The sequence below is a fragment of the Bacillus sp. NTK074B genome (assembly GCF_017303375.1).
In the GTDB taxonomy this organism is placed as follows: Bacteria; Bacillota; Bacilli; order Bacillales; family Bacillaceae_B; genus Rossellomorea.
Window position 1 is genome coordinate 1 of the sequence record NZ_JAFKOH010000008.1, and the last position, 15,736, is coordinate 15,736.

The 15,736-nt window shown below is 44.9% G+C and carries 21 protein-coding genes; 14 read left to right on the forward strand and 7 right to left on the reverse strand.

The genetic code is table 11. The features are described from left to right. Positions 1–384 precede the first annotated feature (384 nt). Positions 385–2,241: a dienelactone hydrolase family protein gene (locus JI667_RS13945; protein WP_206855623.1), complete on the forward strand. Its 1,857-nt coding sequence runs from the start codon at positions 385–387 to the stop codon at positions 2,239–2,241. 87 nt (positions 2,242–2,328) lie between these two features. Here the strand turns inward: JI667_RS13945 and JI667_RS13950 are convergent, their stop codons facing one another. Together JI667_RS13950 and JI667_RS22730 are read right to left on the reverse strand one after the other, a co-directional pair. Next, positions 2,329–2,898, reverse strand: coding sequence for a DUF6434 domain-containing protein (locus tag JI667_RS13950; RefSeq protein WP_206855626.1), 570 nt, complete (start codon positions 2,896–2,898; stop codon positions 2,329–2,331). 58 nt (positions 2,899–2,956) lie between these two features. Then, positions 2,957–3,283: a YnfA family protein gene (locus JI667_RS22730; protein ID WP_206855641.1), complete on the reverse strand. Its 327-nt coding sequence runs from the start codon at positions 3,281–3,283 to the stop codon at positions 2,957–2,959. A gap of 135 nt (positions 3,284–3,418) precedes the next feature. Here JI667_RS22730 and JI667_RS13960 point away from each other — a divergent pair, with 135 nt between their 5' ends. Continuing rightward, complete coding sequence (locus JI667_RS13960) at positions 3,419–3,787, forward strand: YkvA family protein (protein WP_206855644.1); 369 nt, start codon at positions 3,419–3,421, stop codon at positions 3,785–3,787. Between the two features lie 93 nt (positions 3,788–3,880). Here JI667_RS13960 and JI667_RS13965 read toward each other — a convergent pair whose 3' ends face one another. The 4 genes from JI667_RS13965 to JI667_RS13980 form a co-directional block, all read right to left on the reverse strand. Continuing rightward, complete coding sequence (locus JI667_RS13965; protein ID WP_206855647.1) at positions 3,881–4,066, reverse strand: hypothetical protein; 186 nt, start codon at positions 4,064–4,066, stop codon at positions 3,881–3,883. A 48-nt stretch (positions 4,067–4,114) separates the two neighbouring features. After that, positions 4,115–4,441 (reverse strand): DUF3221 domain-containing protein, encoded by a 327-nt coding sequence (locus JI667_RS13970; RefSeq protein ID WP_206855652.1) that lies wholly within the window; start codon positions 4,439–4,441, stop codon positions 4,115–4,117. A 298-nt stretch (positions 4,442–4,739) separates the two neighbouring features. Continuing rightward, positions 4,740–5,195 carry a hypothetical protein gene (locus tag JI667_RS13975; RefSeq protein ID WP_206855654.1) on the reverse strand — a complete coding sequence of 152 codons (456 nt, stop codon included), beginning with the start codon at positions 5,193–5,195 and terminating at the stop codon, positions 4,740–4,742. Between the two features lie 33 nt (positions 5,196–5,228). Beyond that, positions 5,229–6,011, reverse strand: a complete 783-nt coding sequence (locus JI667_RS13980) for a CPBP family intramembrane glutamic endopeptidase (RefSeq protein WP_211201299.1) — start codon at positions 6,009–6,011, stop codon at positions 5,229–5,231. Between the two features lie 136 nt (positions 6,012–6,147). On the opposite strand from JI667_RS13980, the gene JI667_RS13985 reads away from it, so the two are divergent. Further along, on the forward strand, positions 6,148–6,762 hold the full coding sequence (locus JI667_RS13985; protein ID WP_206855656.1) for an HAD-IA family hydrolase: 615 nt from the start codon (positions 6,148–6,150) through the stop codon (positions 6,760–6,762). A 249-nt stretch (positions 6,763–7,011) separates the two neighbouring features. Here the strand turns inward: JI667_RS13985 and JI667_RS13990 are convergent, their stop codons facing one another. Continuing rightward, positions 7,012–7,179 carry a hypothetical protein gene (locus tag JI667_RS13990; protein WP_206855659.1) on the reverse strand — a complete coding sequence of 56 codons (168 nt, stop codon included), beginning with the start codon at positions 7,177–7,179 and terminating at the stop codon, positions 7,012–7,014. Between the two features lie 281 nt (positions 7,180–7,460). On the opposite strand from JI667_RS13990, the gene JI667_RS13995 reads away from it, so the two are divergent. The 11 genes from JI667_RS13995 to JI667_RS14045 all read left to right on the forward strand — a co-directional run bounded on the left by JI667_RS13995 (position 7,461) and on the right by JI667_RS14045 (position 15,686). Beyond that, positions 7,461–8,102, forward strand: a complete 642-nt coding sequence (locus JI667_RS13995) for an SDR family oxidoreductase (RefSeq protein WP_206855662.1) — start codon at positions 7,461–7,463, stop codon at positions 8,100–8,102. A 170-nt stretch (positions 8,103–8,272) separates the two neighbouring features. Then, positions 8,273–8,920 (forward strand): hypothetical protein, encoded by a 648-nt coding sequence (locus tag JI667_RS14000; RefSeq protein WP_206855665.1) that lies wholly within the window; start codon positions 8,273–8,275, stop codon positions 8,918–8,920. Then, positions 8,917–9,660 carry a hypothetical protein gene (locus JI667_RS14005; RefSeq protein WP_206855677.1) on the forward strand — a complete coding sequence of 248 codons (744 nt, stop codon included), beginning with the start codon at positions 8,917–8,919 and terminating at the stop codon, positions 9,658–9,660. Before JI667_RS14000 ends, JI667_RS14005 begins: the two co-directional genes overlap by 4 nt. A gap of 224 nt (positions 9,661–9,884) precedes the next feature. Beyond that, on the forward strand, positions 9,885–10,028 hold the full coding sequence (locus JI667_RS14010) for a hypothetical protein (RefSeq protein ID WP_206855681.1): 144 nt from the start codon (positions 9,885–9,887) through the stop codon (positions 10,026–10,028). 104 nt (positions 10,029–10,132) lie between these two features. Next, positions 10,133–11,218: a hypothetical protein gene (locus JI667_RS14015; protein WP_206855683.1), complete on the forward strand. Its 1,086-nt coding sequence runs from the start codon at positions 10,133–10,135 to the stop codon at positions 11,216–11,218. Positions 11,219–11,241: 23 nt separating this feature from the next. After that, a complete protein-coding gene (locus JI667_RS14020) occupies positions 11,242–11,424 on the forward strand; it encodes a hypothetical protein (RefSeq protein WP_206855686.1) in 183 nt (60 codons plus the stop codon). Beyond that, a complete protein-coding gene (locus JI667_RS14025; protein ID WP_206855689.1) occupies positions 11,425–11,805 on the forward strand; it encodes a hypothetical protein in 381 nt (126 codons plus the stop codon). It begins immediately after the preceding gene. A gap of 87 nt (positions 11,806–11,892) precedes the next feature. Continuing rightward, positions 11,893–12,336 carry a cell wall hydrolase gene (locus tag JI667_RS14030; RefSeq protein WP_206855704.1) on the forward strand — a complete coding sequence of 148 codons (444 nt, stop codon included), beginning with the start codon at positions 11,893–11,895 and terminating at the stop codon, positions 12,334–12,336. A 100-nt stretch (positions 12,337–12,436) separates the two neighbouring features. Next, positions 12,437–12,613 (forward strand): hypothetical protein, encoded by a 177-nt coding sequence (locus tag JI667_RS14035; RefSeq protein ID WP_206855707.1) that lies wholly within the window; start codon positions 12,437–12,439, stop codon positions 12,611–12,613. Positions 12,614–12,699: 86 nt separating this feature from the next. Next, positions 12,700–14,472: a M3 family oligoendopeptidase gene (locus JI667_RS14040; protein WP_206855710.1), complete on the forward strand. Its 1,773-nt coding sequence runs from the start codon at positions 12,700–12,702 to the stop codon at positions 14,470–14,472. Positions 14,473–14,555: 83 nt separating this feature from the next. Further along, positions 14,556–15,686 carry a serine hydrolase domain-containing protein gene (locus JI667_RS14045; RefSeq protein WP_206855713.1) on the forward strand — a complete coding sequence of 377 codons (1,131 nt, stop codon included), beginning with the start codon at positions 14,556–14,558 and terminating at the stop codon, positions 15,684–15,686. Positions 15,687–15,736: the final 50 nt, after the last annotated feature.

Consider the following 15,736-nt stretch of genomic DNA (forward strand, 5'->3'; position numbering starts at 1 on the left):
TCCCTTCACCCTCCTGCACCACAACCTAATTGACAGAGCATCGTCAATCTAAGTTTGGATGCAAATAGCAACAATCTATGGGAAAACAGCCTTAAAGAAAGAAGAGATAGAAAACTACAACAACGCGCATGTAGCTGGCGGGCGCGCGTACGGATTGTTTCCATGACCGAATGTGAGGATGGTCAAGAGGCTTATCCCCCCCCATCCCTATGGTTTTACAATACGTTGAACCAAGTGGATATTGCTGCTTTAAGTCAGGAGCTAACGCATAAACAATTATTCTAGCACACCATCAGGTCTTTTTTCCTAACAACCCCAATAACCTTATATTGTAGGGTTATCCACACCACAAACCTATAAGAAAGAGTTACAGGGGGTTAAGAGATGAGCAAAAGGAAATCGTTCCGGTGGGTTGTCATTGCTTTGGTCTTGTGTTTAATTAGCGCGATTGGCTCCTCTTTTGTACAAACGTCAGGTGGAAAGGTGACCGTGAAGGATTTACGTTGGGAAACGCCTTCAGGTCATATGATGAGTGCGCTGCTTTATGTTCCCGATGGAGTGTCGAAGGACAATCCTGCCCCCGGAATCGTGACGAGTCATGGCTGGTATAACACGCGGGAGATGCAGGATCTGAATTACGTGGAGCTTGCGAGACGGGGATATGTGGTCATATCCATCGATATGTACGGGCACGGGAACTCGGATGCTGTGAAACCGGAAGAATGGATCAACCGGGGCACGGGGATGTATGATGCTGTGGAACTTCTGGCAGATCTTCCATATGTGGACAAAAGTAAGATAGGGGTGACGGGTCACTCCAATGGGGCTCGTGCCGCCAACTGGTCCATCAATGAAGATAACAAGAAGGATGAACCGTTGATTTCGTCGGTGCTGTTAATTGCGAATGATGCCATGTACACGAGTGATCCGGCAGAGCCATTGTATTGGTCGATGCAGCCGAAGGATAAGGAATATGTAAACGTGTATGGGGCGAGGGATGTCGGAATTGTGGCCGCCCAGTACGATGAGTTTTTCTTCAGAAGTTTGAAAGAGGATGGGACTGCTACGGTTCCTAGAGATTATATTAATACAGAACCAGCACAATCATTCCTGAACTTCGGGATTGATCCATCAGGAGGAGAGAAGCGGAAGAGCTACGAGATTTATAAGCAGGACGTAGACGGTCAGGAAGCAGCGAGGGTCATTTATAACCCTGAACAAATTCATCCGTGGAACCATATTTCAAAGAATGTCGTGACAAGTACTCTTGAGTTTTTTGAGAATTCTCTTGGAGCGCCTCATCCGATAGCAGCAGACAAACAGATCTGGCAATACAAAGTGTTCTTTAATGCCATAGGCCTGGTCGGGTTTGTGATGTTCATCGTGAGCATCACCAAATGGCTTCTCTTCACGGAAACATTTACTGCACTGCGAGCAGATAAGGAAGCGGAGCCAATGACATTCCGTGATGGACTAGGGAAGCTTTGGTTCTGGGGAGGACTCATTGCGGGTGCCCTCGTATCTTATTTCAGTTATTTAAAGTTATCCACCTGGACCGTGGAACACATTACACCGTTCTTTCCACAGTTCCCGCCATTTTATATCGGGATGTGGTGTTTGGTCACGGGTCTCTTCACTCTCATAGTAGTGGGGGCGTGCTACCTCTTCTATTCCAAGAAGAACGCAATGGATCTGAGGGCGTCAGGGGTAGTCATTTCCTTCAGGACACTGTTGAAAACGATCGGGCTAGCCCTTTGTGTCACTGCCTTATCCTATAGCCTCGTGTTCATAGCGGATTATTTCTTTAAAACGGATTTCCGTTTATGGGTACTGACCGTGAAAGCCTTCACGCCGGATAAGCTGTTGATTGCATTGAAGTATCTGCCTTTCTTCCTGGTATTCTATGTAGCGAATTCCATTGCCATCAATAGTTTTAACTTTATCAAAATAGGGCAGAAAGAATGGATGAATACGGCCGTATTAACCCTGTTCAATTCACTTGCCATCATCATTCTGGTGGCCATCCAGTATATCGCTTTCTTTGTGACCGGCGAAGTGTATTACAATGATCTTTCCCACATCATCGGAATCTGGCTGTTCCCGATCATCGTGATCCTCATGGTGGCAGCCGTTGTTTCCCGTAAGATATACAAGGTGACGGGAAATCCTTATCTGGCAGGATTCATCAATGCGTTCATCATTACGATTATGACGGTGACGAATACGTTGACGCAGCTTTAGGATAAACTGGAAGAGCTCACGGGTTCCCTATAGAGGACCGTGGGCTTTTTTACTGTCAGGTATGAAACAAAGAGGGACGGACCTTCGTCACTCTCCGGGTATATATGCATTACTACCCGGGAGTTTCTTAATTTGGTTCCAAGCTTCAATGGCATCGGCTCTCTTTTTACTCTGGTTGATCGGATCTGCGAAGAAATCTCTGATGAATCGGTTATATTCAAATTGAGGGGCAATTTCTTTCTTGTATGCCGGGTCTTTCTTGCGTTGTTCTTCTTCATACCAAGCTTCGACTGCATCTCGATAGGTTTTTCCTACATTCTGTTTGAAATAGTTTTGTATATAAGTAGAGAAATGGAAAGTGGGGATGATGGATGTAAAGAATGTCCTCACTACCTGACTGCAGCGGTGGTCTTCTGTTATGACAGTATCAAGGCTTAAGGTTACTACATGTACGGATGAGCTGCTTCCGTTTGATTTTCGGACAGGTTTTTTGATTTCACCTTTCTCAAGGAAAGTGCAGATTCGATCTGTTAATTCTATCTTTGATCCCGATGCACTGATTCCATAGTTACGACAGAACGTTTGCAGTTCTTCCTTTAACCAATAATACTCTTTAAACGTTTTGAACGGGGTGTCCTTATTTAATGTAGGTCTCAATGTAACCAGCTCCTAAATTTCCATTTACACCCATTTTAGAACAGATGTTCCCTTTTGTCTACTGCCTAGGCCCAAGCAGCATTACACTAATCCCGATCAGACAAATCCCGGCACCGACCCAGTCATACAGATCCGGTGTTTTCTTATCAATTCCCCACCCCCAGAGAACGGACAGGACGATGAATACTCCTCCATAAGCAGCGTAGACCCGGCCGAATGAGGGAAAGGACTGGAAGGTGGCGATGACACCATAAAGAGCTAAGGCGATTCCGCCGGCAAGTCCCCAATAAGATGGTTTTCCTTCCCGTAGCCATAGCCAGATGAGATACCCCCCACCGATCTCGGCGATACCGGCCAGGATGAATAAGATGATAGCATTTAGCACAGTAATCACTCCCACTAATAGTTTACTTAGATGAAGTATAACGCAAATCCACCTGTCCAAACATTTGTCTATTTTCCCCAAACCTTCTACAATGAAAAATAAGAGAAGGTCTAGTCTCACGGAGGTGGATATGAAATGGACAATACGGAAAAACATTTTTCAGAAGAAAAGTTTTGGGATAAATTAAAACGGTATGGTGTGAAGGCAGGTCATTCCGTTGTGTATACGGCGCTGCTCCTTTATTTTGTCCTGCAAAAGCCGGATATTCCGAAGAAGTCGAAGATGATCATCATCGGTGCACTCGGGTATTTTATCCTTCCGACGGATTTCATTCCCGACATGGCAGTGGGAGTGGGGTTTACAGATGACCTTGGCGCCCTGGGTCTCGCTTTATTGCAGGTGTCCATGTATATCGATGATGAAGTGAAGGGAAAGGCCAAGGCGAAGTTGAGTGACTGGTTCGGTGAGGATGTGGATACGTCTGAGGTTGATGGGAAGTTATGATATAACGAAGTGTCACTGACGGTTGGGTCGGTGATGCTTTTTTTATAGTGGGGAAACTGTTACTGTCCAGTAATTCTCGGCTTCCCATGAATCCTACACGTCTTCTTCATTCATCTCTACAGACTCATACTTTCTCGTGAAATAAAGCGTAAGGATCACGCCAAGAAGGACGATGCCAATACAAATAGAAAGAGGAAAGTCCCACCTGGTGTAGAGGACTGCCGAAGCTCCCAGGAGTGTAAGCCATTCAAATGCGATAAAAGATTTAAGGTATTTCAACGAGAAGCTCCTTTTATTCCAATTATTGTTAGTTAATGATACCATCATTTAGCTTTCAGTGGGGATTATTTTTACCTTTAATGCTCTGGTTGAAGGGGGATTGGATTCACGGATGAAATCATACCATAGGGATAGATGTTGTCCTTCCTTTATAAACTCCATCATATTTTCATCCGGAACAGAAATAGAGATTATATCAGAGTATTTTTCCTTTGATTCCCCGGTTAATTCAAGAGTCATTCCTTGATTTCGTTTTTCAAGGACTTTCCCGTAAAGGATTTTGTTGTCGGACTTGTTGTCATAAACCAATTCATCCTCTTCACAGCCTAGAAGGAGGAAGGTTACAAGTAGAATGAAAAAACCGTTCTTATTCATTGAGTTCACCTCAGTTAATCAGACGATATGGAGGGGAGGGATGTTACATGAGTCAGAGACTCCCAGAGCTATTCTACGGTTATCCCCCACAACCATCATTCCCCTTTGAACGTTTCATCAAATAAGTCTTCATCGCCTTGGAGTTCCCTGACTTCATGCTTTTCTTCGAGATAATGCCCGATAATGGAATTATTGATGCCGTCTCGCACAGCTCTTTCAATGAGCATATAGAAAAGTGATAGAACCGACGAGTGCACCTAAAATGATCAATGGAATTTCCATGTCCTCACCTCCGAACTTACTGTATGACAATATTCCCTACATACTGTGCGTTCCCCCTATCCGTTTGAAGGTCGACCTCCAATACGTAGGACCCCTTTCCTCTAGGGAGTGTAAAGGAACGATCCTCACTCATATCCAGCTGCCACTTTTCATTACCCAGCCATAAGAATGCATGTAACTCCTCAACGGCAAAGTCTTCGCTGTCAAAAAGGAGATCTACCTGCTGACCGGATGGAATGGTGAGCTCCTTCTGTTCCCGTGCGAAGTCTACTATTTCTTTCGTTTCCTTCTCCAACGGTTTGCCATTTTCACCCTGCCAATTGATATTGGTTTCGGTTAATTCAACGGAGTTGACGCTGTCAGTATTCATAAGGGTGACAGTAGGAGGCGTGAAATCATAGTCTTCTCCAATGCAGCCTGTCATGGAAAAAGTGAAGAATAAACAGAGGAAAGCTTTTAAATGGTTTCTCATTCATCCAAATCCTTTCTATTTAAAGAGGATAATCTAGTTTATCCATCCATTCAACACCATCCCCATATTCATGACCATATGAAAGACGATGGCCGGGTAGATGCTGTCCGTCTTCCATACTACGAAGCTGTAAAAGAGTCCCCCGAAAGAGAATAATAGACTGAAGAGGAACGGGATCCCAATGGATAGATGCAAGAGACCGAAGCCGATGCTTGTCACGGTGACGGCATAAACGATTGAAGTGTTTCGTGCCAACGAGGACAGCATGACTCCTCTCCAAATGAATTCCTCAAGTGTAGCGTTGAGGATAGTGAATCCTACAGCGAATAGGAATAATGATCTCACTTCGCCGATTTCCCCGAACCAGGGGAGAGGGATGAAGATGGTGCTTGAACCCGCCAGCCCGATGAATAAAAATAGGGGCATTGAGATGGAATGTGCCGGCATGGAGATGCGCTTCTTCCAATCCGGGAATTTTGTGAAGAAACGGATCGTGCTTTTAGATAGTAAATGGGGGATTATTACTGCCACCAGTATGATGACAAGAGCAGCTCTGTTCAACAGTATGTAGATCTCTTTTGAAATATCCCATTCTTCCATCCAGCCGGTTGCGAATTGAAATATTAGTAAGCCGAGCAAGAAGAACAGGAAGAGGGAAGCAACGGACTTGTATTTTTGTGTAGAGAGGCAGAGGGTGAAAAGACCCAGTAGCGGCAGCAGTCCCCATCCGTATGCTCTATACGATAGAAGGATAATCCCGGTGAAGAACAGGGTGGCCAAAATAATGTGAAAAAAGGGATGGTGGGAACGGATCATCTGGTCCTCCTTGAAAGGCTTTGAGAATAGTTTAGCATAATTTTCCTGTTTTTGTGAAAGTCATTTTTTCCTATGGACGAAGAGGATATTTCATGTGATAAAATTAGGATAGTTTACATAAGAAGGGGGAAAGGACATGTACAAACACATCATATGGGATTTCGACGGGACTCTTTTCGATACATATCCCCTCATGGCTGGCACCTTCAAGGGAATGCTTGAGAAGGATGGCATTGATGAACCGTTAGAGGAGATCATGAAACATATGAAGGTATCGATGACCTATGCTTTCAATCATTACGGAGAGAAGTACGGGATCGGGAAAGAGTTCATCGAAGCCTATGATTCTCGCAGAAAAGATGTGGAGTTTGATTTGTCCGAGCCCTTTGAAGGAATGATGGAGCTTTGTAAGTATATTCATGAAACGGGCAGAAGGAATTATCTTTACACTCACAGGGGGAAGTCTTCCATGAGAATGTTGGAGAATTTCGGGATGATTGGCTATTTTTCTGATTTCATCACCTCCGAGCACGGGTTTGAAAGAAAACCGAGTCCGAATGCGATTCAGCATTTAATCCGTACCCACGGCATCGGACTGTCTGATGCGATCATGATCGGGGACCGGGACTTGGACCTGGAATCAGGGAAGAATGCCGGGATCCGTTCATGCTACTTGACGGATGAGAAGGCAGAGAATCCCCATGCTGATTACGTCGTGACGAGCATGGAGGAGTTGTACAGGATTATTTAGAAGTGAAACCATTGAGGGACGGACCTTGGTGGTCTTTTTTTATGTTATAATGGGATTTATTGGTAAAAGACGCAATGAACGAAAAAATGACGCAATGACGGTTGAAAACGACGCAATTAATAAAAAAATGACGCAATTATTTTCAAAATGACGCAATTATTCATAAAACGACGCAATCCCTCCTTGATAGAAGCCATATTCAAATAGTCTCACCCGTTCCAAAGCCTGAGAGACCCTTAATCTCAAAATCTATTGAGCCCTTTTCACCAAAATAGCATAGATAACGTTCGCTGTTCCCATTACACACACAAAAATGTAAGGGAGCTGGATCGAAATGAGCCGGTTTAGAGTATAGACAGTGGCCAGGGCAAGAAGGAATGCGACAGAAGTGGAAATCAACAGGTTCTTTCTTGTCATCAGTTACCTCATGGCTAATATGAAAGCATGCCCATTCCAAAATCGGAAACGAAGGCAATGCGAGTAATGATAAGGCGATCATGATGATCAGTGAGTAAGCTGTTATCATGCGACCTCCTCCCCTACCCTTGGAGCAGACACTTAGCCCATCCGATACGTTTTAAAATCCCCCATTACGGATACATTATATGAGCACATACCAAACAGATGATTTGTCATCAGCCATTCATCCATGTGATGATAAATTCATACTAAAATTATCGGATTAAGGAGATGAGAGTATGAACGTAGCAGTAGTTGGAGCAAATGGACAGATTGGGAAGCAAGTGGTCGGATTTTTGAAGGAAGACGGTCACACGCCAAGAGCCATTGTGAGAAAAGAAGAGCAGGTACAGTCTTTTAAAAAGGAAGGCGTTGAGGCTGCCCTTGTTGATCTGGAAGGAACGGTGGATCAAATCACAAACGGATTGAAGGGTTCAGATGCCGTCGTGTTCACTGCAGGATCCGGTGGAAGCACGGGTTCGGACAAAACGCTTCTCATTGATCTTGACGGAGCGGTGAAAACGATGGAGGCCGCAAAGCAGGCAGGAATCGAACGCTTCGTGATCGTGAGTGCCCTACAGGCTCATCACCGTGAGAACTGGAATGATTCATTGAAGCCGTACTATGTGGCGAAGCATTTCGCGGACCGTGCACTGGAGGACAGCGGACTTACGTATACCATCATCCGCCCGGGTGGACTGCTGAACGAAGCGGGTACTGGTCAAGTATCAGCCGCAGAAAATCTGGAAAGAGGATCCATTCCACGGGAGGACGTGGCGAGAACCATTGTCGCTTCATTGACGGAAGAGAGCACATTCAATAAAGGCTTCGATCTTACTTCAGGAAGTACAGGAATAGAAGAAGCGGTTAAAAACGTATAAATGAGTGAAGAGAATGATCATCGTGGATGGTCATTCTTTTTTTTACGAAATCGGGTAGACCCACTTATGGGTATAGATGGTAAAATAGTGAAAAAGGAGGGGGTCCTATCGTCAACATTGATGTTTCGTTCAATAGTGTTTCCTTCATCATGTCCATCATGGAGTGGACTTTGATTGGCTATCTCGCCTACAGAGTATACAGAAGCCTTCAAACAAAACCAAAGGGATGGAAGGCGCTATTCGCTATTCTGGTCGGTTTGTTTTCATTTACCATCAATATGGAGTGGTTTCATACATTTGTAAAAATCCCAATCTTACCACTCGGCGTGTGGATTCTCTACGGAGTCCTTAGAAGTAAGGAAGGCCGCTGGGGCACGTATCGCCGGTTTGCCTGGATTGGATTCCTGGCCAATTTCATCTTCCTGGCAGGAACTTTACTCAGCATTCCGATTCATTCTCTCATCTATCCGGAAGACAATCCATCCACCTCCATATCAGAACCCAATGAAGCATCCATCAACATCATTCATCCATCCGGTGAGGGACGGACCTTGGATCAGGAGAAGCTGAAGGAACAGCTTTCTGAGGTGGAACAGGTGGAATTCGATAGCTGGGCATGGTTTGATGAAGCCGGCGGCCGTTATTCGAATACCGAACGCTTTCCATATCAGCTGGTCGGTACCACGCCGAAATGGGGAAGCGGACTGAAGCCGGACATCTATATGGAGCAGGACGGGAAGGGCATCCTCATCTCGACTCGAAAGACGCAGTATTATTACCGCTTCCCGGAAACGGTACTTGAGGAGGTGGAGCGATGAAGAAGAGAAGCATCCTATTCCTGGCGGGGGGAATCCTGGTTGTGGGGTTACTGGCGTTCTACTGGCCAGCAGCAGAGAAACTAGATTCACGGCCAAGAGATGGAGAAATACTGTCTCAGATCAATTCCCACCTATCGAATGAAGAAGCCGTTGAGGTTCAGGATTTCTTAAAACTCGATGCTGGTCACGGGGTAGCACCTTTCCTCTCTGAGACGGGGGGATACGGTGTTAGCTATTGGGAGAGGCATCTAACCGGCTGGAAAGCCATTAGTATCCGGACAGATGGTGAGCCAAAGGTGTGGATGGTCTATGGCGATGATCCGTCGAGCTTTTATATCGTGTGGAACATCGAGCCCGACAATCCGATTCATACACTACAGTTTTACTACATGAGAGAGAGGGGGTACTCGATGAGTGGTGAACAACAGCATTATGTCCCTGGTATCCTTATGAAGACCAAGATCTCCATGGAGGGGAAATCCTATGGGGCAATGAAGGTCCCCGGGGAATGGAGGAACGCGTTGGCTTTATCAGACGGAAGTGAAGGTCCTGACCAATACTTTTGGAATGAATCTAACGTAGGAATGCACTCCAGGTTCGGGTGGATACCCCTTGACGAGAGTAATAGGGAAGTCGAATGGAAAGACATAGATCACAGTTCCAGCTTCACACAAGGAAACGTCCAGGAGCAACATATGCATCAGCTTGACCTGTATCAGATAGAACAAGGTAAATTCTAATTGAAAAAAGAATGGATACATTCGGTTCAATCCTTTTTTTAGGTTGAGAAAACGGTGGGTATTTGAAATATTGGTAGTCTGGATGGAAATGAACTATTTTATAAAAATAAATCTGATCAGCATGATCTGTGAAAAGATGAATCGGCGTTATGAGAAAGTGTAGCTTAATATAAGATCATTCATACAAATAAGGTAAGTACATGCTGAATAGGAGGTATTCAAAAGTGGGATTATTTATCGGTCTAATCATATTTCTCGGTCTTGCCGGTGCATTGGGGAGAAGAACGTTGAGAAGAGGCAAAGATGAGCAGCTTCAGGAATTGGAGCGGGTGAAATCGAATAGTAGCGGATTTGGCGGTGGATTGTAAAACCGAATTAGAGCTCATTGGTGTATTCAGAACGGAAATCCAACTGGAAGATAAGAAGAAGTGAATCGAGTCAGAAAATAGAGAAAAGGGAGTCTACATACAACATGCCATTCCTCACAACCACACCACTAACAGAAAGCGAACTTATCAACAAAGCATTAAAAAACGAAGGACTATCAACCATTTCAAGTGACTCCGAGATCACCAGATTAGGAGAGGGCGCCTGGCACTGCGCTTATTTGATCGACCGGGAACAACTCGTTCTCCGCTTACCGAAAAAGATCGCCTATGAGAAAGAGGTCATCTTCAATCAGGATGAGCTCACGGCAGACTATGCCGGGACGAAAGCCTATTATCAGCATGCCAACAGGATCGGTATAGAAATGTGTCCCGAATATTATAATTACCATGTTTCCGAAGAATTAACCTATACGATCGAATCGTATGTGGGAAAATCGATCGGGCTTGCCGGACAGACTCCGGAGCAATCGAAACGGTACGGAAAGGAAGTAGGGGAGTTCTTCCTCGCCCTTGAGGGGCTGGAGTCCCCCATACCTGGAATAGGGTACATAACCGTAGGCGACCAGGGGGAACTTAAAGGGCTGTACGAAGGGAACCTGAGTGCATTCATCCGGGAAGAAACCGAAGAATATCGGGAAGAATGGGAGGCCCTTCTTGAAAGCTCTTATTCTTTTGATAAGGAAAAAGTGAGAAGGATCGGCGGGGACCTGATGGCATCACGCTCCGTCGAGCGGGAAAGACGTGTCCTGACGAATCAGGATACGTCCCCTGAGAATATGATTTTCACAGAGTGCGGCGTCAAATTGATCGATCCATTTCCGATTATCTATTCAGGGACCTCCCTTGCGGCCAATTACGTCTTTAACTACCAGACGCTGTTCCACTCCCTCCACAATACGAAGCGGCATGGCAAGAATCAGTACCACCTCCTCATCCCGCAACTCAAGGCCGGTGCAGAAGGCTTTGTGGAAGGATATACGAACGGTTCGAAGCAAAAATGGAACGATCTCAACGTGGAAGTGTACTTGAAACTCGTCACCATGATCCATGAGCATGATCAGCTCCTGAAGCAGGAGTCGTTAAGCCGGGAGCAGATAATCCGTTACGGGACGAAGGAGCAGATGCAAGAGCGGTTGAAGATCTTCTTGAATGAACTTGAAGAATATTAATCCGGTATTTGGGAGGCACGCACATGATCAAAAAAACCGGGGTGATGATTGTCACCATCAGTATGAGCTTTTTCGCATGCACCCAATCCAGACCGATTGAAGAAATCATTGTTGAAAAGAATGGGGAGGCAGAAAGGACGGTTTTACTTCCGGGAGAGGCAGGGCCGTTTTTAAAGAAAATGACGGGTGGGAAGTTGGAGAAGTAGATGAAAAAAAGGTTGATTCTCTTAACCCTTTTCTTGGGACTGGGTATCTTCTACTATTTGAGTATCGGTTTTAAAGCAGAGTATGAAGACATTTCAATGAAAAAGGCACCGGATAAAATACGGAAAGAAATAACAGACCAGACAGGTTTTCAGGTTTTTCAAGATGGACCCTTTACCTACATTTATTACAAAAGCAATGACAAGAGAAATGATTATATAACCACTACCCTTGACGTAAGGCGGAAATCCGGAAGTATCGTGGCGACGGCAAGGGTTGACTATGCAGCGAATGACGGGGATATTCGTTATGATCAGCTGATTAAAATGGATCATAAATCGTCAGAACACATGAAGTACGAAGAGGAAATCATGTCAAAATAAGCTTCAATAGTCTATCCAACTTCCCCTTTAGAATAATTTCAGACATGAAAGCCGGCATTTCTCATAAAATATTCTGAGGTGAATAAAATGCCAAGAGTGAAATACACCGATGCAGATGTAGCCTTAATGGCAAGGATGATGAGAGCGGAAGCAGAAGGCGAAGGGAAACAGGGCATGCTGTATGTGGGCAATGTCATCGTGAACCGTGCGAAGGCAGAGTGTCTGGACTTCAAGAAGGTTAGATCAATCCGTCAGGTCATCTTTCAGGTCCAGGGAGGGAATTACTCCTTTGAAGCGGTACAAAAAGGAAATCTCTTTTATAACAGGGCACGATCGGTTGAAAAAAAATTGGCCAAAAAGAATCTGGATTATTGGGCCATGCATCCTGCTAAATTTGCCCTTTGGTACTTCAATCCTTATGCACCATGTCCGCCGACATGGTACGATCAGCCATTTTCGGGACAATATAAAAATCACTGCTACTATGAACCCGCGGCAGGGACGTGTGCTAGTGTGTATACAGGTGGATGAAGATGATGAGAACTTCCTGGTTGAATCGGGCGGTTCTTTTTTTTATTATTTGAAACTATATCCAAATGAGAATCGTATAGATAGTGATAAATGGAAATGAATGGACATCCCACAATGGGCCAACTACAAAATCGGATATGAAATCGTCCAAAGCTATCGGAAAAATCATCCGGAAGTATCGATTGGAAGATGGACGAGGATGCATGAAGCCGAATTGATTGCGGGAAGCGACTTTGAGAAAATTACGGCGTATGAACGGTCATCCTTAAATGATTGAAGATTCAATCAATACTCAGCCTTCCGACTGATGTAAAATTTTCCATATTCACGTAAGGTGAAAGTAGTAGAACAGGAGGGGTTAACGTGAATCAAGTACATACGAATCAATGGAATTTAGACAGTGTCCGACCAGGAAATCACCCGGTGAAAGAGCAAATCAAGGAGCTTATTCTGCATATTGGGGAAATGCAATCTCTACTGGAAACAGGGATGAATACCCATGAACAGGTGGAGATGACGAAACGTGTGCAGGGCCTCTATACAGAGGTGTTTCATATGGATGAATACATCTTCTGTATCGCATCAGAAAACGTTTTGGATGGGGAAGCGCAGGATCTGATGGCCAGAAGTAGTCAATTGAAGGCCAAGATGGATACGCTGCTCCACACATTTAGTCAATGTCTTGCCCACATGCCAAAGGAAGAATGGATATCGCTCATCGAGAGTAAAGACGTAGCAGGAAGTGAAAGGTTTCTGATGGAACAGCGACGCAAGGTGAAGGATCAGCTTCCTGCAGAGATGGAAACAGTCATTAACGCCCTTTCAGTTGATGGATTTAGCGGTTGGGAAGATCAATATGGTCAGGAATACGCCCGCCTCACTGTACCCGTTAAGAACGATGACAGCACGGAATATATCTCTTTTGATAAGGCTTATATTCTCGGAATGCTGTCTAATGACAGAAGCAAGCGTCAGGAAATCGCAGGATCCCTTGAAAAAGTGTGCCGTGAAAATGAAGACCGGTTCGCATCGATCTTCAACCATTTTGCCGGCTTCCGGAATGAGCTGTATAGAGTAAGAGGATGGACGAATCCACTGAAGGAAATGTTCGAGCAAAACCGGATCTCTGAAGCCTCTGTTACAAGCATGATGGATACCCTTCACTCTCACACGTCCTTGCTGCATCGGTTTTTGGAGCGGAAAGCCAAATTGATTGGTGTGGATAAAGTAAGCTGGTATGACATTTATGCCCCTGCGTTCACGTCCAAGACAACATTGACGTATGAAGAAGCGGCTGATATCGTCATCGGTCAGTTCAGTCGCTTCAGTGAGAAGCTCGGTCAATTTGCAAGGACCGCTTTCGAAGAGGGGTGGATCGATGCAGATCCCGCTGAACACAAGCGTCACGGTGCATTTTGCGCATCATTCCCAAAAGCAAAAGAAAGCCGCGTCATGCTCTCCTTTACGGGCAATTACAACGACGTCGTCACCATCGCTCATGAACTGGGGCATGCGTATCACAATTCCCTCCTTCATGAACAGCCAGGATTTGCCCACAAGGTTGGAACGGGTCTTGCCGAAACGGCGTCGACATTCGCTGAGAACCTCGTCCTCGATGCCGCCATCGATCTGGCGAAAACAGAAGAAGACCGACTTTCCCTCCTGGAGATGAAAATCACGAACGGATTGAAATACACCACCTTCATCCCTGCCAAGTTCGAGTTCGAAGCAGCCTTTTACAAGAAGCGGCTAAACGGAAAGCTCTCAGCAGGTGACATCGTTCAATTAATGGAAGAAACAGAAAGAGACTGGTTCAACGATTACCTGAAAGAAGTGAATACCCACAACTGGATGTCGATCCCTCACTTCTTTAATACAGAGAAAGCCTTCTACAACCTGCCGTACACGATTGGTTACTTGTTTAGTAACGGCGTCTATTCCCTTTATCAGGAGGACAAAGAAGGCTTCCCTGAACGATACGATCAGCTCCTTACTTCATCAGGGAACCAATCAATGGAGGAGTTGAGTGTCGGTTACCTGAAGGAAGAGTTAGGGACGGACTTCTGGGAGAGTGCTGTTCGGCCGTTGGAAGATGCAATAAAGATGTTTTTGGAGGATACGGAGAGATATAGTTAATCATAGGGACAATCGCTCCTTGAAACGGTTGTCTCTCGTTCCTATTTTACACAACACGAAAAAGAGTAATAAAGGAGATAAATATGAATCAACTAAAAGACAAACTTGAGCACATAACACAGTGTATTAATCAACTACTTATCGATCAGGAAGGAGTCGGGTTAAGCGTTGCCATTGTAAAAGATTCTGACATCATCTATTCCAGAGGTTTTGGCTACTCACAGCTTCAGCCTGTGAAACGACCGATGGATGGAGATACAAAGATGAGTATTCAAAGTATCTCAAAGAACTTTATGGCGGTCTCGATCATGCAGCTTGCAGAAAAGAATCTCATCTCAATAGATGATACGGTAGTTCAATATCTGCCATATTTCAGAACGAAAGATAAGCAACAAAGTGATACGATCACGATTCGTCATCTTTTATCCCATACGGCAGGTTTTGGATCCGAATTAGGGATTGCCAATATGGTTGCCCCGAATGTAAGAGAAATATTTTCGGATACGCCGACTGAATTTCAAGAAGCTTTAGACCACTACAGTCTTACAGAGGAAGAACTTCATCGTGTGAAGACGAGAGAAGATATAGTGAAATGGTTTCAAAAGGTAGAGTTGGAGTATCCACCAGGGAAGGGATGGAATTATTGCACCGATGCGTATGTGATCCTGGCCGATTTGTTCGAGAAGGTAACAGGAGTCGAGTGGGAGACGCATCTTGAAGATGAGATCCTTTCCCCTTTACATATGAACCGGACGACGAGTGATTCAAAGAATGTGGAAGAAGATCCAAACAGTGCCAGATATTATTTAGGTGAGGAGAAAATTGAAACGCCTTTTCCGAAAAATGCTCTCTCTGCTCCCATTGGCTATTTATACTCGACTGCCAATGATTTAGGGGAATATCTAGCCTTTCATCTGACGGGAGAATCGGATGTCTTACGCTCAGGTTTAATTGAACAGATGCAACAGCCCGTCCACCTGGTTAATGAAGAATGGCAGTTTGGGAGCGAAGTGAGAAGTTACGGGCTTGCTTGGTTCACAGACCTATATAAGGGTCTTCGGGTTATAGAGCATGGGGGCGGCCAAATGGCGGTAAGGTCCCTTATGACCATGGTACCTGAACTCGGGTTGGGAATAGTGGTTTTACTCAACTTTGACGGGACCACCCATCATGACGTGTGTGACAAAATCATCGATATCTTTATGGAGCAATAAGATAAAATTGAAATAATTGGAATTAGAATAACATGACAGGAGGCTGATCA